The sequence below is a fragment of the Hymenobacter busanensis genome, from assembly GCF_008727865.1.
GTDB lineage: Bacteria > Bacteroidota > Bacteroidia > Cytophagales > Hymenobacteraceae > Solirubrum > Solirubrum busanense.
The window spans coordinates 18,679-34,550 of sequence record NZ_VTWU01000005.1; the positions used below are offsets into that span (position 1 = coordinate 18,679).

General features: G+C 62.4%; 13 protein-coding genes and 2 tRNA genes. 11 read left to right on the forward strand and 4 right to left on the reverse strand.

Going from position 1 to position 15,872, the window contains the following annotated elements; all coding sequences use genetic code 11:
• Window positions 1-9: 9 nt before the first annotated feature.
• Window positions 10-83: transfer RNA gene (locus F0P96_RS13600), tRNA-Pro, on the reverse strand.
• Between the two features lie 213 nt (window positions 84-296).
• On the opposite strand from F0P96_RS13600, the gene F0P96_RS13605 reads away from it, so the two are divergent.
• Together F0P96_RS13605 and F0P96_RS13610 are read left to right on the forward strand one after the other, a co-directional pair.
• Window positions 297-668: a T9SS type A sorting domain-containing protein gene (locus tag F0P96_RS13605; protein WP_151079460.1), complete on the forward strand. Its 372-nt coding sequence runs from the start codon at window positions 297-299 to the stop codon at window positions 666-668.
• 79 nt (window positions 669-747) lie between these two features.
• On the forward strand, window positions 748-1,884 hold the full coding sequence (locus F0P96_RS13610) for an NAD(P)/FAD-dependent oxidoreductase (protein WP_151079461.1): 1,137 nt from the start codon (window positions 748-750) through the stop codon (window positions 1,882-1,884).
• Between the two features lie 19 nt (window positions 1,885-1,903).
• Here F0P96_RS13610 and F0P96_RS13615 read toward each other — a convergent pair whose 3' ends face one another.
• Entirely contained in the window at window positions 1,904-3,691 is a 1,788-nt protein-coding gene (locus F0P96_RS13615; protein ID WP_151079462.1) for an ABC transporter ATP-binding protein, read from the reverse strand.
• A 245-nt stretch (window positions 3,692-3,936) separates the two neighbouring features.
• Between F0P96_RS13615 and F0P96_RS13620 the strand changes: the two genes are divergently transcribed.
• From F0P96_RS13620 to coaE, 8 genes are all read left to right on the forward strand, one after another.
• Complete coding sequence (locus tag F0P96_RS13620) at window positions 3,937-5,028, forward strand: Glu/Leu/Phe/Val dehydrogenase dimerization domain-containing protein (protein WP_151079463.1); 1,092 nt, start codon at window positions 3,937-3,939, stop codon at window positions 5,026-5,028.
• 107 nt (window positions 5,029-5,135) lie between these two features.
• Entirely contained in the window at window positions 5,136-6,350 is a 1,215-nt protein-coding gene (gene nusB / locus F0P96_RS13625) for a transcription antitermination factor NusB (protein ID WP_151079464.1), read from the forward strand.
• 108 nt (window positions 6,351-6,458) lie between these two features.
• Window positions 6,459-6,773 carry a YtxH domain-containing protein gene (locus tag F0P96_RS13630; protein WP_151079465.1) on the forward strand — a complete coding sequence of 105 codons (315 nt, stop codon included), beginning with the start codon at window positions 6,459-6,461 and terminating at the stop codon, window positions 6,771-6,773.
• Between the two features lie 113 nt (window positions 6,774-6,886).
• Window positions 6,887-7,888, forward strand: coding sequence for an isocitrate/isopropylmalate dehydrogenase family protein (locus F0P96_RS13635; RefSeq protein WP_151079466.1), 1,002 nt, complete (start codon window positions 6,887-6,889; stop codon window positions 7,886-7,888).
• Window positions 7,889-7,979: 91 nt separating this feature from the next.
• On the forward strand, window positions 7,980-8,501 hold the full coding sequence (locus F0P96_RS13640) for a DUF1573 domain-containing protein (RefSeq protein ID WP_151079467.1): 522 nt from the start codon (window positions 7,980-7,982) through the stop codon (window positions 8,499-8,501).
• Window positions 8,502-8,610: 109 nt separating this feature from the next.
• Window positions 8,611-8,931, forward strand: a complete 321-nt coding sequence (yajC, locus tag F0P96_RS13645; RefSeq protein WP_151079468.1) for a preprotein translocase subunit YajC — start codon at window positions 8,611-8,613, stop codon at window positions 8,929-8,931.
• Window positions 8,932-9,018: 87 nt separating this feature from the next.
• Window positions 9,019-9,999: a YbbR-like domain-containing protein gene (locus tag F0P96_RS13650; protein WP_151079469.1), complete on the forward strand. Its 981-nt coding sequence runs from the start codon at window positions 9,019-9,021 to the stop codon at window positions 9,997-9,999.
• 2 nt (window positions 10,000-10,001) lie between these two features.
• On the forward strand, window positions 10,002-10,616 hold the full coding sequence (gene coaE, locus F0P96_RS13655) for a dephospho-CoA kinase (protein WP_151079470.1): 615 nt from the start codon (window positions 10,002-10,004) through the stop codon (window positions 10,614-10,616).
• Here coaE and F0P96_RS13660 read toward each other — a convergent pair.
• Together F0P96_RS13660 and F0P96_RS13665 are read right to left on the reverse strand one after the other, a co-directional pair.
• Window positions 10,606-12,243 carry an ArnT family glycosyltransferase gene (locus F0P96_RS13660; protein WP_160620291.1) on the reverse strand — a complete coding sequence of 546 codons (1,638 nt, stop codon included), beginning with the start codon at window positions 12,241-12,243 and terminating at the stop codon, window positions 10,606-10,608. The two genes, coaE and F0P96_RS13660, sit on opposite strands and share 11 nt — an antisense overlap.
• 762 nt (window positions 12,244-13,005) lie before the next feature.
• Window positions 13,006-13,083, reverse strand: a tRNA-Val gene (locus tag F0P96_RS13665).
• Between the two features lie 151 nt (window positions 13,084-13,234).
• Here F0P96_RS13665 and F0P96_RS13670 point away from each other — a divergent pair.
• Window positions 13,235-15,787 (forward strand): AsmA-like C-terminal region-containing protein, encoded by a 2,553-nt coding sequence (locus F0P96_RS13670; RefSeq protein WP_160620294.1) that lies wholly within the window; start codon window positions 13,235-13,237, stop codon window positions 15,785-15,787.
• Window positions 15,788-15,872 lie beyond the last annotated feature (85 nt).

Genomic DNA, 15,872 nt, shown 5'->3' on the forward strand with positions numbered 1-15,872 from the left:
TTGTAGTAGTCGGGGTGGCAGGATTCGAACCTACGGCCTCTACGTCCCGAACGTAGCGCGCTACCGGGCTGCGCTACACCCCGTTTTCGGACAATGTGGCTGCAAATGTACACAGCCTGGCCGCATTTGTGCAACGCCCGGCCAAGTAAATTTTCGCGGGCCCGCACAAAAACTGGTACGGCCCTTGCACTGCCGGAACGCCGCTCGTCGTTTAGCGGTTTGCATAAAAACCGGTTCCGCAGCCCGATACGTAGGCAAATGCCTATCTTGTGCCCTGACCTGCAATGCGTTTGCGTATGAAGAAGCTCGTCTTTCCCATTCTCTTAAGTGGTTTTCCTTTGCTGGGTTTCGCCCAGTCGGCGCCGGCTACGGCCAAGTCGGCCCTCATCAGCGGCGACTCGGCCAAGAGCGGGGTGGTGGCGCCCACCGTTACCTTCAGCCTCGAAGCCAACCCAGTGAACAACTCCCTGCGGGTGCGCACCAATGCTAAGGGCCCCATGAGCCTGGAAATCAACGATACCGACGGCCGGCCGGTCTTTACCAAGTCCCTGTCGGCCACCGGTGCGCCCATGACGGTGCCCCTGGGCAAACTTTCCGGCGGTACCTACGTGGTGCGCTGCACCGTGGCCGATAAAGTGTACATGCGCCGCATGACGCTCGGCCAATAGCCTCCGAAAACCAGCGGCTTTCGCGTACTTTCAGCCTCCCGACACTGGTTGCCGGGAGGCTTTTTGCTTTCCGTCGCTTATGAATCCGCTGCTTTCCTACTGGGAACATCAGACGTTCCTGCGCCCCGCCGACGTGGCCGTGGTGGGAGCCGGTATTGTGGGACTTACAGCCGCCATTTATGCCCGGCGCCAGCGCCCTACGGTCCGCGTGGTGGTGCTGGAGCGCGACGTGCTGCCCAACGGAGCCAGCACCAAAAATGCCGGTTTTGCCTGCTTCGGGAGTATTTCGGAGCTGCTGGAGCAGGAGCGCCGCGGCGGCACCGAGGCTTTGCTGTCGGTGGTGCGCTACCGCTGGGAAGGCCTGCGGCAGCTGCGCGAGTTGTTGGGCGACGAGGCCATCGGCTACCAGCCAGTGGGCGGCTACGAGCTGTTCCGTGCCGCCGATGCCGAACTGGCCACCACCTGCCGTCAGGAGTTGGACTACTATAACGCGCTGCTGGGCCCCGTTATCGGCACCAACGACATCTTCGCCGATGCCACCGCGCAGCTGCCGGGTTACGGTTTTGCCGGGGTGCACACCATGCTGGAAAACAAGGCTGAGGGCACCATCAACACCGGCCGCATGATGGACGCGCTGCTGCGCCTGGCCTGGCAAGAGGGCGTGACGGTGCTGCACGGCCTGCCGGTACTAGGCTTGGAAAGCCACGCCGCCGGGGCCACGCTGCGTACCGCGCTGGCCGACCTCGAAGCCGGGCAAGTGCTGCTGGCCACCAATGCCTTCAGCCGGCAGTTTTTCCCCGAGCTGGACGTGACGCCCGGCCGCGGGCAGGTATTGGTGACCGAACCCCTCGACGGCCTGCGCCTGCCCGGCTCCTTCCACTACGACAAAGGCTACTACTACTTCCGGCAAGTGGGCAACCGGGTGCTGCTGGGCGGCGGCCGCAACCTCGATTTCGAAGCCGAGGCCACCACCGAGCCTGGCCTTACGCCGCTGGTGCAGCAGCGGTTGGAGAAACTGCTCACCGACGTCATTTTGCCCGGCCAGCGCCCGCGCATCGACTACCGCTGGAGCGGTGTCATGGGCTTCGGGCAGGAGTTGGAGCCGTTCATCGGCGAACTGGCTCCGCATATATATGGCGCCTTGCGCTGCAACGGCATGGGCGTGGCCATGGGCACCCGCAGCGGCCAGCGCGCTGCAGAGCTATTGATGCAGTAAGGGGGGAGCAGTTAAAGATTCACGCCGCTTCTTCGCTTTGCAGCTGCCGCTCGTAGAGGGCGCGGTACAGCCCTTCGGCGTCGGCCATCAGCTCCTCGTGGGTGCCGTGCTGCACAATGCGGCCGTCGTCGAGCACGAGGATGTGGTCGGCGAGCTTCACGGAGGACACGCGGTGCGAGATGATGAGGCTGGTGCGGTCCTGCATGATGCGCTGCAGACTGTTGAGAATGACGTTTTCGGTCTTGGTGTCGACGGCGGAAAGCGAGTCGTCCAGAATCAGGATGCTCGGCTCTTTCACCAGGGCGCGGGCAATGCTCACGCGCTGCTTCTGCCCGCCCGAAAGCGTGATGCCCCGCTCGCCGACTTTGGTGTTGTAGCCCTCGGGGAAGCGGATGATGTTTTCGTGTACGTCGGCATCCTGGGCGGCTTGCACCATGCGTTCCTCGCTTAGGCTGTCGAGGCCGAAGCCGATGTTATGGCCGATGGTATCGGAAAACAGGAACACATCCTGCGGTACGTAGCCGATCTGGCTGCGCAAGGAATCCAACGTGTAGTCACGCACGTCCACGCCGTCGACCAGAATGCGGCCGCTGGTCACGTCGTAGAGGCGGCAGAGCAGGTTGGCCACAGTGGTTTTGCCCGAGCCGGTGTTGCCGATAACCGCCAGCGTGTGGCCCGGCTGAATGCGGAACGACACGTCCTGCAGGGCCTGAATGCCGGTGTCGGGGTAGGTAAACGACACGTTTTCGAACACAATGTCGCCCTGAATGGGCTGCGCAATGTGCTGGCGCGAAACGATGTCCGTTTGCTGGTGCATGAACTCGTTGATGCGGGCCTGCGAGGCTTCGGCGCGCTGCACGAGGCTACTGGTCCAGCCCAGGGCCGTAACGGGCCAGGTGAGCAGGTTCACGTAAATCAGGAACTCGGCAATGGTGCCGACGGTGATGGTGCCGCGAATCACTTCCTGCCCGCCAATCCAGACCGTGACGAGCGTGCTGATACCCACCAGAAACAGAATCAGCGGAAAAAACAGTGCGTTGACGAAGTTCAGATCCAGCGACTTGGCTTTGTAGGCATCGGAAGCCGTGGTGAAGTTGCGGTGCGAGTCCTGCTCGCGCACAAACGATTTGAGCACCCGAATGCCCGAAAATGCCTCCTGCACAAACGTGGTCATGTCCGACAACGCCCGCTGAATCTCGTCGGACTTCCGCTCAATCAGGTTGTTGACGTAGTAAATGCTCACGCTCAGCACCGGTAGCGGCAGCAGCGTAAGCAGCGTGAGCTTCACGTTCACCACCAGCATGAGGGGCACGATGAGCAGAAACAAAATAACCAGCTGCAGAAAGTACATGATGGCCGGCCCGATGTACATGCGCACCCGGCCCACGTCTTCGCTGATGCGCGCCATCAAATCACCGGTGCTGTGGCGGCGGTAGAAACTGAGCGGCAGCGTCTGGTAGTGCTGGTAGATTTCGTTTTTCTGGTCGTTTTCAATGAGCCGTGACATGACGATGAGCGTCTGGCGCATGAAAAACAGGAACACCCCGCGCAGCAAAGCCATCAGAATGATCAGCCCGCCGTAAAGCACCAGGTTGCGGCCGAACAGCGAGTAGATTTCCTGCTGGGCCGAGGTGCCGTTGTAGAGGTGGTAGAGGTCGATGCCCTCCTGTACCAGGTCGAAGGCGTAGCGCACAATCTGAGCCGGGAAAATGGCCAGCAGGGTGCTCAAGGCCACGAATAGCACCCCGCCGAGGAAGTGCCATTTATAGCGGAAAAGGTACTTGTCGGTAGCGCGTAAGGCTCTCACGGGGCGGGGAAATCGAGGCGGAAACCTAGGCCGCGGGCAAGGTGCCACGGTAGCCTAAGTGGGAAAAACGGGTTACCTTTGCGGCCGGTTTCAGGGGGCAGTGGCTCCTTGCGACCAAAGGTACGGGGTAGTCGGTTTTTGGTGTCGGGCGGATGAGTGCCGCCCGTATAACAACGCAACGACGCCTTTGTGCCCGCTCGTTCGCCTCCCCATCCCCATTTTCCCCAATCTTTTTCATTTCCCCAATGGTTGAGATTCAAGCCCTGCCCGAGACCAGCATCTTCGGGCAAATTGCCGAGCACCAGCACGAGCAAGTGGTATACTGCCACGACCACGAAACCGGGTTGCGCGCCATCATCGGCATCCACAACACGGTTCTGGGCCCGGCTCTGGGCGGCACCCGCATGTGGCACTACGCCTCCGATGCGGAAGCCCTCAACGACGTGCTGCGCCTCTCGCGCGGCATGACCTACAAGGCCGCCATTTCGGGCCTCAACCTGGGCGGGGGCAAGGCCGTCATCATCGGCGACGCCAAAACGCAGAAAAACGAGGCCCTGCTGCGCAAGTTCGGCCGCTTTGTGCAGAACCTGAACGGCAAATACATTACGGCCGAGGATGTGAACATGACCACCAAGGACATGGAGTACATCCGCATGGAAACCAAGCACGTAGCCGGCCTGCCCGAAACCATGGGCGGTTCGGGCGACCCGTCGCCGGTAACGGCATTTGGTACCTACATGGGTATGAAAGCCGCCGCCAAAAAGGCGTTCGGCTCCGATAGCCTCTCGGGCAAGCGCGTGGCCGTGCAGGGCGTGGGCCACGTGGGTACCTACCTGATGGAGTACCTGGTGAAGGAAGGCGCCGAAATCGTGCTGACCGACTACTACACCGAGCGCGCCGAAGAAGCGGCCGCCCGGTTCGGGGCCAAAGCCGTGGGCCTCGACGATATCTACGACCAGGACGTGGACATCTACTCGCCCTGTGCCCTGGGCGCCACGCTCAACGACGACACCCTCTCGCGCCTGAAGTGCCAGGTCGTGGCCGGCTGCGCCAACAACCAGCTGAAGGACGAGCACGTGCACGGCCCGGCCCTGGTGAAAAAAGGCATCATCTACGCCCCCGACTTCCTCATCAACGCCGGCGGCCTCATCAATGTGTACTCCGAGGTGGTGGGCACCAGCCGCCAAGGTGCCCTCACGCAAACCGAAAAAATTTACGACTACACCCTGCAGGTGCTCAACAAAGCCGAGCAGGAGGGGCTGCACCCCCAGCAAGCTGCCACGCAGATTGCCAAGGAGCGCATCGCCGCCATCGGCAAGGTGAAGTCGACGTACTAATTGAGTTGCCAGTTGCGAGTTGCGAGTTGCCAGTTTGGGAAAGTCGCCTTGCGATGCACCCGAACGACCAACTGGCAACTGGCTACTGACAACTGACAACTGAATACATGCTCAACCGCCGCACGCTTCGCATCAAGGTCATGCAGGCCCTTTACGCCTACGAACAGGCTATCGGGTCCGATTATTCATTGGCACTCGACCGCATCAGCGACGCGTTTCAGCCCGACCTGAACTCGATGGTGCCGCAGGACAAGCGCCTGCTGCAGGGCCAGCAGAAAATGGCCGACGCCACCTTCCGCGAGTGGCACACGGCCCACGTAGCCGGCAAACCGGCCGACATTGAAAAGTCGGACGACAAGGACGTGCAGGACGCCGTGGACGACGCCGTGCGCTACTACCAGAAGCAGGCGCAGAAGGAAACGGTCTTCTTCATGAACCAGATGCTCAACGCCACCGAGAGCATCCACGATCAGTACCTGCACCTGCTGAACCTGCCGGCCGCGCTGCTGCAGGTGATAGAGGAAGAGAAGAGCCGCGAAGCCCGCCGCTTCACGGCCTCGACCGACGTACTGGACACCACGCGCCTGGAGCGCAACCCGGTGCTGCAGAAACTGGCCGCCAACAAGCAACTGCAGGAGCAAACCATTCGGCGCACTCTGCAGTGGGCCGGCGAAAACGAGATGGAAGCCCTGCGCCTGGCTTGGCGCAACGAAATGCGCAACGACGAAGAACTGCGCAGCTACCTTGCCGGGGAGTCGAAAATCGAAGGCGCGGCCACCGACTACGCCGCCGAGCAGGAAATTCTCAAGTACATCTACAAGACGTTCGTTTTCAAAGGCACCGCCCTGGCGGCCCGCCTCGAAGAGGACGACCTGAATTGGGAAGAGAACCGCTCCATCGTCAAGAACCTGGTGGTGAAGACGCTGAAGATGCTCGACGAAGCGGCCGATGAGAACCTGGAGCTGCTGTCGTTGTCGGCCAACTGGAAGGAAGACAAAGAGTTTGCCGAAACGCTTTACAAGCAGACGCTGGCCGAAGACGCCAACTACGAGGCCCTGATCAGCGGCGCGGTGCAGAACTGGGACGTGGAGCGCGTGGCCCTGCTCGACAAGATCATCCTGAAAATGGCCCTCTGCGAGATGCACCTGTTCCGCTCGATTCCGGTGAAGGTGACCATCAACGAGTACATCGAAATCAGCAAACTCTACAGCACGCCGAAAAGTAAGCAGTTCATCAACGGGATTCTGGATAAATTGGCGCAGGACTTGATGGCCAGCGGCGCCATCCGCAAGTCGGGCCGCGGGCTGCTGGACAACCAGTAGCCGGCCGAGCCCGGCCCGCGGCAACCCCGACCGGGCGGCCGCCGTTGTGCCTGTGTCGGGTCCTTGTAGTCCGTTTCCCCACTCGTTCTCCTTCCGCCTTCTGCCCCTATGGCCAGCAAAACCACTACCGGCATTTTGTGCTTCGCCACCGGCGCCCTCGCCGGGGCCACCATTGGCCTTCTGTACGCGCCCGAAAAGGGCCGTGAAACCCGCAACTGGCTCAGCTACAAGCTCGAGAAGTACCGCGAAATCCTGGCCGACCTCACCGAAGGCTTGGTAACGAGCCGTGTTGACGAAGGTCCGTCCTCGGCCCGCGCCGAAGGCCAGCGCGTAATTCGCGACGCCAAAGACAAAGCCGAACAACTGCTCGGCGACGTCGACCAGCTCATCAACCAGATCAACTCGCGCCGGACCGCCTTGTAGATGTGGCAAATGCGGAGAATGTGGGCAATGTGCTAGTGCGGGAACAACCTCATTAGCACACGGTCCACATTTTCACATTTTACCACATTCGCACATTTCACACATTGATACGAATGCATACAGTAACTCTCATTCCCGGCGACGGCATCGGCCCGGAAATCACCCGTGCGGTTCAGGACATTTTCACGGCGGCCCAAGTGCCTGTGCAGTGGGAAGAGCAGAACGCCGGCCAGACCACCTTCGACCAGTCGGGCGAGCTGATTCCGCAGAGCCTGATTGACTCGCTCGAGCGCACCCGCGTGGCCCTGAAAGGCCCGATTACCACCCCCGTAGGCAAGGGCTTCCGCTCCATCAACGTGACGCTGCGCCAGCAGTTCGACCTCTACCAGAACGTGCGCCCGGCCTGCACCACCGAGGGTATTGCCTCGCGCTACTCGGGCGTAAACCTGGTGCTGTTCCGCGAAAACACCGAAGGCCTGTACTCGGGCCTGGAAATGTTCGACGAGCACCACGGCATCGGCGACTCCATTGCGCGGGTATCGGTGGTGGGCGCGCGCAAGATTTGCCGCGCCGCGTTTGCCTACGCCGCCAAGCACGGCCGCAAAAAAGTAACGCTGGCCCACAAGGCCAACATTCTGAAAGTGGCCGGCAAGATCATGCTCGACGCCGCGCAGGAGGCCGCCCGCGAATTTCCGCAGATTCAGTACGAGGACAAGATTATCGACAACATGTGCATGCAGCTCGTGACCAAACCCGAGCAGTTTGACGTGATTGTGACGACCAACCTCTTCGGCGACATCCTCTCCGACCTCTGCGCCGGCCTCGTAGGCGGCCTGGGCGTGGTGGCCGGCGCCAACATCGGCGACGACATGGCCATCTTCGAAGCCGTACACGGCTCGGCACCCGACATTGCCGGCAAAGGCATTGCCAACCCCACGGCCCTGCTGCGCTCGGCCCTGCTGATGCTGGAGCACTTGGGCGAGAAAGAAGCCATGACGCGCATCGAAAACGCGCTGAACGAGACGCTCAAGCACAAAGAGCAGTGCACCGGCGACCTGGGTGGCTCGGCCAGCACCCAGCAATTTGCCCAGAACGTTATCAACAACCTGAAGTAGCCGCCGCCGCTGCTTGGCGCGTATATTTACGGCAGAACCCGCCGCGCCGCCGCAACAGGGCGGCGCGGCTTTTTTCTTTCTACCTACCCGCATGAAACGCACTCTGTTCTCGACGATGCTGGTGGCCGCCGCGCTGCTCACCGGCGCCTGCCAGCAAGACAAGCCCGAGGTGGGCGAAGCCGGCATGAACGCCGCCGCCACCGAAGCCGCTGCCAACCCCGTAGTGGATAACCCCAACGTGGCCGGCGAAACCGCCGAAGCCCCGAACCCCAACGCCCCGGTGATGACCTTCACCGAAACCGAGCACGACTTCAAAGACATTGCGCCGAACTCGGTGGTGAAGCACACCTTTGAGTTTACCAACACCGGCAAAACCCCGCTGCTCATCGAAAACGCCCAGGCCTCGTGCGGCTGCACCGTGCCCAGCTGGCCCAAAGAGCCCGTGGCCCCCGGTCAGAAAGGCTCCATCGACGTGCAGTTCGACGCCCACGGCAAGTCGGGTATTCAGAACAAGCAGATTACCATCCGGGCCAACACCCAGCCCAGCATCACCCAGATTGCCATTCGCGGCAACGTGCTGACCGACGGCGCGCAAGGCCCGGTTCGTCAGTAAACTCAGTGGGTAAGCGGCTGGGCTGAGAAGCCAGGAGTAGGTCGAGCCGGATTGGTGGATCTGCCCCGGGCTGCTCAGCCCAGCCGCTGCTACACGCTTCATCACTCTCATGCTCCTGACCCTTCTCTTACAAGCCCAAACCGAGAACAGCCCGTTGCAGTGGCTTTTCCCCATCTTGCTGCTGGGCGTGTTTTACTTTTTCATGATTCGGCCCCAGCAAAAGCGGGCGGCCGACGCCAAAAAGCTACGCGAAGGCCTGTCTAAAGGCACGCAGGTGGTGACCATCGGTGGGCTGCACGGCCGCATTGTGGAGCTGAGCGACGAGAAAGTAACCCTGGAAGTCGACAAAGGCACCCGCCTGACCTTCGACCGCTCGGCCATTGCCCGCCAGTTGGGCACGCCGGCCACCCAACCCGTCGGTGAAAAGTAAGTCGCTGGTAATAATGTGACAGGCAGGGAGGGCGCTGCCAAAACGCCCAATTTGCCACCGCCTTATCTTTCCATCACCTCCCACGCCATGCCGCTGCAACGCGCCCGTACGCTGGTCCGCTGGTTCGTCAGACCCCTGTCGGAACCAGAGCGGAGCTTTTGGCGCGTGGTCACGAGCTGCCTGCTGGCGGCCGTAACGCTGTGGCTGCTCAACGCCCTCAACAAAACCTACACCACCCGCATCAGCTACCCGGTGCAGTGGAGCTACGACGCCTCCCGCTACATTCCGGTGCGGCCGCTGGAGCAAGGCGTGGCGGTGCAGGTAACGGGCCGGGGGTGGAAGCTGCTGCGCAACGCGCTGGGTTTCGATGTGCGCCCGGCCGAAGTGCTGGTGCGCCGGCTGCCCATCAGCCGCTCGCTGCCGGGTACGGCCCTGCGGCCGGTGCTCATCAGCACCATGGAAGGCTTGCAGCTGAACGCCATTCTGACTGATACGCTTTACTTCGAGTTCGACCGCCTAGCCGAGCGCCGGTTGCCGCTGCGCCTGAGCCCCGCCGCCGACGGTTCGGCCCTGGCGTTTGCCGCCCGGTTTGCGCCCGAAAGCATCACCTTCCGCGGCCCGGCCACTACCCTCAACGCCCTGCCGAGCCCGTACCCGGTGCACTTGCCGCAAGCCCCCGCCGGCAGCAGCGATGGGAGCATCATCGTGCCCATTGGCGGGCCGGCGCTGGTGGAAACCGATGTGGCGCAAGTGAAAGTGAAGCTGCAGCCGCGGCCCTTGCTCACGCGGGTGGTGCGGGTGAAGCCCGAGCTGCGCAACTTTCCGGCCGGGCTGGCTTTCCGGCTGAAACCGGCTACCGTGCCGGTACAGGTGCAATACTTTCCCGAAGACAGCAGCCGTCTTGCACTGGCCGAAGTGCGTGTGCTGGTCGATTTCCGGCAGCTGCACCAGTCCGATTCCATGCTGCAGCCGGTGCTTATGCCGCTGCCCGCTACGGTGCGCGGGGCTCAGGTGCTGGCGCCCCGGGTGCGCCTCGTCGCCGCTCCGACACCACCCGTTTCGCTCTAGCTATGCTGAAAATTGGCATCACCGGCGGCATCGGCTCCGGCAAAACAGTGGTGTGCCGCCTGTTTGCTGTGCTGGGCGTGCCTGTGTACGACGCCGACACCCGTGCCAAATGGGTGATGCGCCACGACCCAGTACTGCGCCACGAGCTGATTGCTGCGTTTGGACCCGAGGCGTACCTGCCCAGCGGCGAACAGGACCGCCTGTACCTGGCCCGGCGCGTGTTCAACGACCCGGCTCAGTTGGAGCGGCTCAATGGCATTGTGCACCCGCGGGTGGGCCAGGATTTTGCCGATTGGGCTGCCGCGCAGCAACAAGCCGGCCACGCCTACGTGCTCAAGGAGGCCGCGCTGTTGTACGAATCAGGCTCCTACAAGCAGCTCGACCGCATCATCACGGTGTTTGCCCCGCAGGCCCTGCGCCAGCAGCGCGTACTCCGCCGCGACCCGCACCGCACCCCCGACGACGTACTGAGCATCATCGGCAAGCAACTGAGCGAGGAAGAAAAGCGCCAGCGCGCCGACTTTGTGCTCTACAACGACGACCAGCAGATGCTGCTGCCGCAAGTGTTGGCGCTGCACGAAAAGATTCAGGCCTTGGCTGGGGCGGCTACGGTGTAGCGGCAGTCGACGCCGGCTGCTCGCGCCGCTGAATGGAGAGAATCTTCACGCCGTTGCTGTATTCGTGGTGAATAGCCCAACCAAGTCCTTCAGTGGCCAAGTACGGCTGCGGATGCCAGCGGTAGAAGCCCAGGAAATAGTCGGCTTGCTCTTTGGGCACCACTTCCAGGCGGGCGCGCTCGGCCGGTGACAGAATCCGCAGGTTAATTTTGAGCAGGCCGTTGTTCTGCGTAGCCACCCGAATGCGGGGCGCATCGTCGTGCTGCAGAATCCATTCGAGACCTTGGCGGTAGCTCAAGCCCCAATAATCCCGCTCGTAGCCGTTTTCGATGTCATCGGCCGACAACAGGTTGTTGAAGTACACCTGCTGATGCGGATGGTCGCGAACGATGCGCCAGAGCGGCTCCAGAGAACCAAGCGCAGTCAGCCCAAGCAGCACCGCCGCCGCGCTCCGAACTTTGGTGCTGTGGCCTGTGCGTCGTGCGCGCAGCAACTGCTGCATTCCGCTCACGGCAAACAGCAGCAGAGCGGGGTAAATGAAATACAGGTGACGCCAGCCGTCGTAGAGGACAGAGTGCAACACCAGTACCGCCACCAACGGGCCAAACAACCATGCGCCGAACAGGACATCGAGACGACCGGCGGCGGTGCGCCACAGATGGGGAAAATACCCCACCACCCGCCGAAGCAGCAGCAGCAAACCGAGCGCAAATGCCCCGAGATACACCAGCGGAGTGGTAATGACAATCCACACAAATGGATAGTGCCAAGGCAGACGCAGGGTATTTTCCATCACGCCGCGGTAGAACACGGGGCTGTCGAGGCGCTGAAAAGAGCTGAGGTTTTCGAAGGCGGTGACGAGGTTTTGCCACGGCGCCTCCCACAGCCAGGGCCACAGCAGAACAGCAGTGCCTGCCGTGAGCGGAACCCAGGCAAGCAAGCTGCTGGCCAATTGCCGCCGCAAAGCCGGGGTGGCGGCGGCCGTCAGAACCGCGCCCAGTACCGTGAGAGGCAGCAGCAGCACCCCGTTGACACGCAGGCCGATAGCGGCGCCGCAGGCCAATCCGTGCCAGAGCCCCCGCCGCCAGTTGGGCGCGTGCAGCAGTTCGGCCAGCGTGTACATGCTGATGGTGAAGAACGACAAAAACACGGCGTCTTTGGCGTTGTAGAACCCTTCGGCAAACAGGCGCGGCGTGGCCAACAACCAGAACGCGGCCAGCAAGCCGAGACGCCAGTCGGCAAAGCGGCGTTTGGCCAAGCCGTAGAAAGCCAGCAAGCCCCCAAACGTAATCAGGAACGTGCACAGGTGGCGCAGGTAATACAGCGGCTGCGAATCGCGGGCGCCCAGCAGCTTGGAGAATAGCAGCACCGGATATTCAAAGGCTGGGCCATGGTCGCGGTCGGGGTACTCGCGTAGGGGCGGAATGTCGGGGTAGTCCTCGAGGCCCTCCGCCAGGGTGGGGATGCCCAACTGCTGGCCCACGTAGTTCACGTTCACCACCCCGTTGTACTGGTCGATGGGCTCATCCCACGACACGCCGTAGTCGCGAAACAGCGCGAGGCCCAGCAGCAGCACGGCCAGAAAAAACGAGGGCACTACCCAGCGCGGCGGGGTGGTGCTAGACACGATAGACAGCAGGCGAGCTAAGCGCACTTAGAAGTAGCAATAAGTGGATCAAGCCAAAACTACAGCTTGGCCCAGACTTTCTGCTCCGCATCCGGGAAAGCCGCCACCTGACTACTAGTGCCAGAAACTTGTCTCCAAGACAATGCTAAGCAAAGCGCAGATCGTCAGCTATATGGCTTTGTGAAGGGCGCATGCCGCAGGGGCTTCTCGAAATTTGTCCGTAGCTATTAGCCCGAAATGCCTCAGGGCTTGGTGTATTGACTCATTATTCGATGGAAAACGCTGCCCCATACTTTCGCAACGATGCGGCCGAAGTGCAAGCCACAGCCGATGGTATTGCCGTCATAACCTGGCGCCCCGGCACCCGCGCGTTGGCCGATTTTCAGGCCGCTATGGAAGCCTTGTTGCTCGTGGTGCGTCGGCAGGGCACGGGCAAGGCGCTGGTAGACCAACGCGACCTAACCCCTCTCTCGCCGGCCGAACAGGCGTGGGCGCTGGAACACTGGCTGCCCCGCGCCGTGGTGCAAGGCAACTACCGCTACGGCGCCGTGCTGCCGCCTCGCGACCCGGCGGCTCGGCCCACCACAACCGCCGTGCGCCTGCGTGCCGATGCCCATGCGCCGCTGTACCAACTCTTCGACGAGGAAACGACGGCGCGCGAATGGTTGCGCCATCAGGTCGTTATCAAGTCCCAACTGGGAAATAAGCCGGATACCAACAGCAAAACCGCCACTTCGTATTGCTACAAAGTGGCGGTTTTCGTGGTGGGAGATACTGGGTTCGAACCAGTGACCCTCTGCTTGTAAGGCAGATGCTCTGAACCAGCTGAGCTAATCTCCCTTTTCCTTCGCGGCGTATGTGCCGTTTGGGAATGCAAATATGGGGGGTGTTTTCGGAAAGCACAACACTTTGCCGACATTTCGGGAGAAAATTTTCAATCGAAAGCGGCGTTCTGGCGCAATCGATTCACTTTCAAGCGGAAAAATTTAGGGTGCGGGCGTTGAAATGGGCGAAGTACGTTGGGCTGGGGCTGGCCGTGTTGCTGGTGGGCGGCGCGGTGGCCCTGTGGCTGGGGCAGGAGCGCATTATCGGCCTGTTTGTGGCGGCGGCCAACCGCCACCTGTGCACTCCGGTTCAGGTAGCTCGCTTGGACGTATCGTGGTGGACGGCGTTTCCCCGCGTGAGCGTAACTCTGCATCAAGTGCGGGTGGGCGGCTCGCTACGGTCCGATACTGCGGCACTGGCCCGCCTGCAGCGGATCCACTGTGCTTTCGATGCCTGGGATATTGCGAGTGGGCGCTACCGCATTCGGACGCTGGTGTTGGACGGCGGCGCAGTGCATTTGCGCCATGATGCCCATGGGCAGGCCAATTACTACATCTTTCGATCTGACACTACCAACGCCGCCAGCCCCGTGACGCTGGCCCTGGATCGGGTTCAGCTGAAGAACGTGGCGCTGGTAGTGGCCGACTCCGCGCTGCATCATCACTACGCCCTGCAAGCGCATGACCTCACAGCGGCCCTCGCCATTTCTACCGATACGGTGCACTTGGCGGCCCGCGGCACGGCGGGAGTAGCAGGCTTGCGGCTGGGCAAGGATACCTACCTGGCCCGGCGCGAGCTAGTGGTAGACGGAGCCGTGCGCTATGCTCGCAAAACGCATCAGCTGCTGCTTGCGCCTTCGCGGGTACAGCTTGGGCGCGCGGCCTATGAGTTGTCGGGTGCGGTTGGCTGGGCGGGCGCTACGCAGCTGAACCTGCGCGTAACGGGGCGCCAAACCGATGTGCAAAGCTTGTTGGTGCTGCTGCCGCGTCGCCTGAGCCGGCCGCTGGCCGCCTACCGCAGCCGCGGGGAAGTGTATTTTGGCGGAACGGTGCAGGGCGAGCTGTCGGCCACGCGCAGCCCGCGCGTGGCCGTGCAGTTCGGGTGTCGTAACGCGGCTTTTTACCACCCCGGTACCCGGCAAACAATAGAGCACGTGTTTCTGACGGGGCACTTTAGCAACGGGGCCCAAGCAACGGCTCGCGCGGCAGTGCTCGAACTGCGCGACGTGCGCGGCACACTACGTGGGCGACCATTCAGCGGCAGCCTACGCTACGCCAATTTCCTGGACCCTACAGTACAGCTCCGGCTGCGCGCGGCCCTCGACGTGGGCGACGTCCTGCGCTTCTATCCCGTTGCGGCCATTCGGCAGGCCAGCGGCCGGGCGCGGGCCGATATTCAATGGAGCGGCAACCTGCGGGCGTTTCGCCGAAACCCAGGGCGGGCAGCTACACAGGCGTCCGGCGAACTGGTGCTGGAAGGTGTGAATGCACAATTACGAACGGTGGCCCCACCGCTTACCAACCTGCGCGGCAGCTTTCTGCTGCGCCGCAACGACGTGGCCGTTACCGATTTCCGGGGAAAGATAGGCGCATCCGATTTCCAGCTCGATGGGTTGCTGCGCAACGCCGTGGGCTGGCTGACGATGCCTAACCAAACCGTGCTGGTAGAAGCCGACGTGGCCTCCCGCGCCCTGAACCTCGACGAGCTGCTGGCCGCCCAGGGCGTGGGCAAAAGCCGGCAAGCGGGCCGCGCGCCCGCGGCCGAATATGCGTTTAAGCTGCCGGCCGATTTGGCCCTCGACCTCAATGCCTCGGTGGAGAAGCTGCGGTTTCGGCGGCTGCGGGCCCGGGACGTGCGCGGCACGGTGCGGCTGCAAAACCAAGTGCTCAGTACCCCTGGTGCGTCCCTGACGGCCGCCGGTGGCCGTTTCGAAGTGCGCGGCTCACTCGATGCGCGCCAACCGGCACTGCTGCAGGCGCATACGGTGGCTTCGTGCCGGCGTGTGTTGCTCGATAGCCTGTTCTACGTGTTCGAGAATTTCGGCCAGGACTTTATTACCGCGCGGCACCTGCGGGGCGAGCTAACGGCCACGACCGATGCCGAGGTGTTTTTCACGCCGCAGCTGCAGCCGCTTGCCAACCGGCTGGAGGCCGAGGTACACGCCACCGTGCGGCGCGGCGAGCTGAACAACTTCGAGCCCCTGCAGAAGCTGTCGATGGTAGCCAGTCGCGACCAGTTGCGCCACTTGCGTTTCGACGAGCTGACCAACACCGTGTATGTGCAAAGCGGCACCGTATACGTGCCCGAAATGGAAGTCCGCTCGAACGTGCGCACAGCCTCTCGCCTCACCGTTACGGGCACGCATACGTTTGACCAGCAGATGGATTACCACTTGGTGGTGCCCCTGCTGCCCGGTCTGCGCCGCCCGGTAGTGCGCGCCGCCGATGGAGCGCTGACAACGGCCCAGGGCCCGGCGCTGCTGCTGCATGTGTGGGGCGACGAAAACAATTTTCGGGTGGGCTACGACCGACAGCAAGCCTCCGCGAAACGAAGCGCCCCCGCGGCCGGCGAAATGTCCCCCGCTACTAAGCCAGCCGGCCCCGCTACGGCTGGGCTTCCGGCGTCGGTGCCCCGGCTGCGCGACGTGCTGAAGACCCCGATTAAGCCAGCCGAAAAAAAGCCGCCGACGCCTCAGCCGGGGGAGGCTTTCGAGTTTTGAAGACTCGACCGTAGCGCATCAACATTTGCGCGGAGGGCGCGTATGGGCTTAGCAGATTCCTTTCCCACAACCCTACACACCCGCA

Excerpts from the sequence above, each read along its gene's own strand:
- F0P96_RS13610 (WP_151079461.1), top strand. The coding sequence starts at position 748 with ATGAATCCGCTGCTTTCCTACTGGGAACATCAGACGTTCCTGCGCCCC.
- F0P96_RS13640 (WP_151079467.1), top strand. The coding sequence starts at position 7,980 with ATGAAACGCACTCTGTTCTCGACGATGCTGGTGGCCGCCGCGCTGCTC.
- F0P96_RS13620 (WP_151079463.1), top strand. The coding sequence starts at position 3,937 with ATGGTTGAGATTCAAGCCCTGCCCGAGACCAGCATCTTCGGGCAAATT.
- F0P96_RS13605 (WP_151079460.1), top strand. The coding sequence starts at position 297 with ATGAAGAAGCTCGTCTTTCCCATTCTCTTAAGTGGTTTTCCTTTGCTG.
- F0P96_RS13650 (WP_151079469.1), top strand. The coding sequence starts at position 9,019 with ATGCCGCTGCAACGCGCCCGTACGCTGGTCCGCTGGTTCGTCAGACCC.
- nusB (WP_151079464.1), top strand. The coding sequence starts at position 5,136 with ATGCTCAACCGCCGCACGCTTCGCATCAAGGTCATGCAGGCCCTTTAC.
- coaE (WP_151079470.1), top strand. The coding sequence starts at position 10,002 with ATGCTGAAAATTGGCATCACCGGCGGCATCGGCTCCGGCAAAACAGTG.
- F0P96_RS13630 (WP_151079465.1), top strand. The coding sequence starts at position 6,459 with ATGGCCAGCAAAACCACTACCGGCATTTTGTGCTTCGCCACCGGCGCC.
- yajC (WP_151079468.1), top strand. The coding sequence starts at position 8,611 with ATGCTCCTGACCCTTCTCTTACAAGCCCAAACCGAGAACAGCCCGTTG.
- F0P96_RS13635 (WP_151079466.1), top strand. The coding sequence starts at position 6,887 with ATGCATACAGTAACTCTCATTCCCGGCGACGGCATCGGCCCGGAAATC.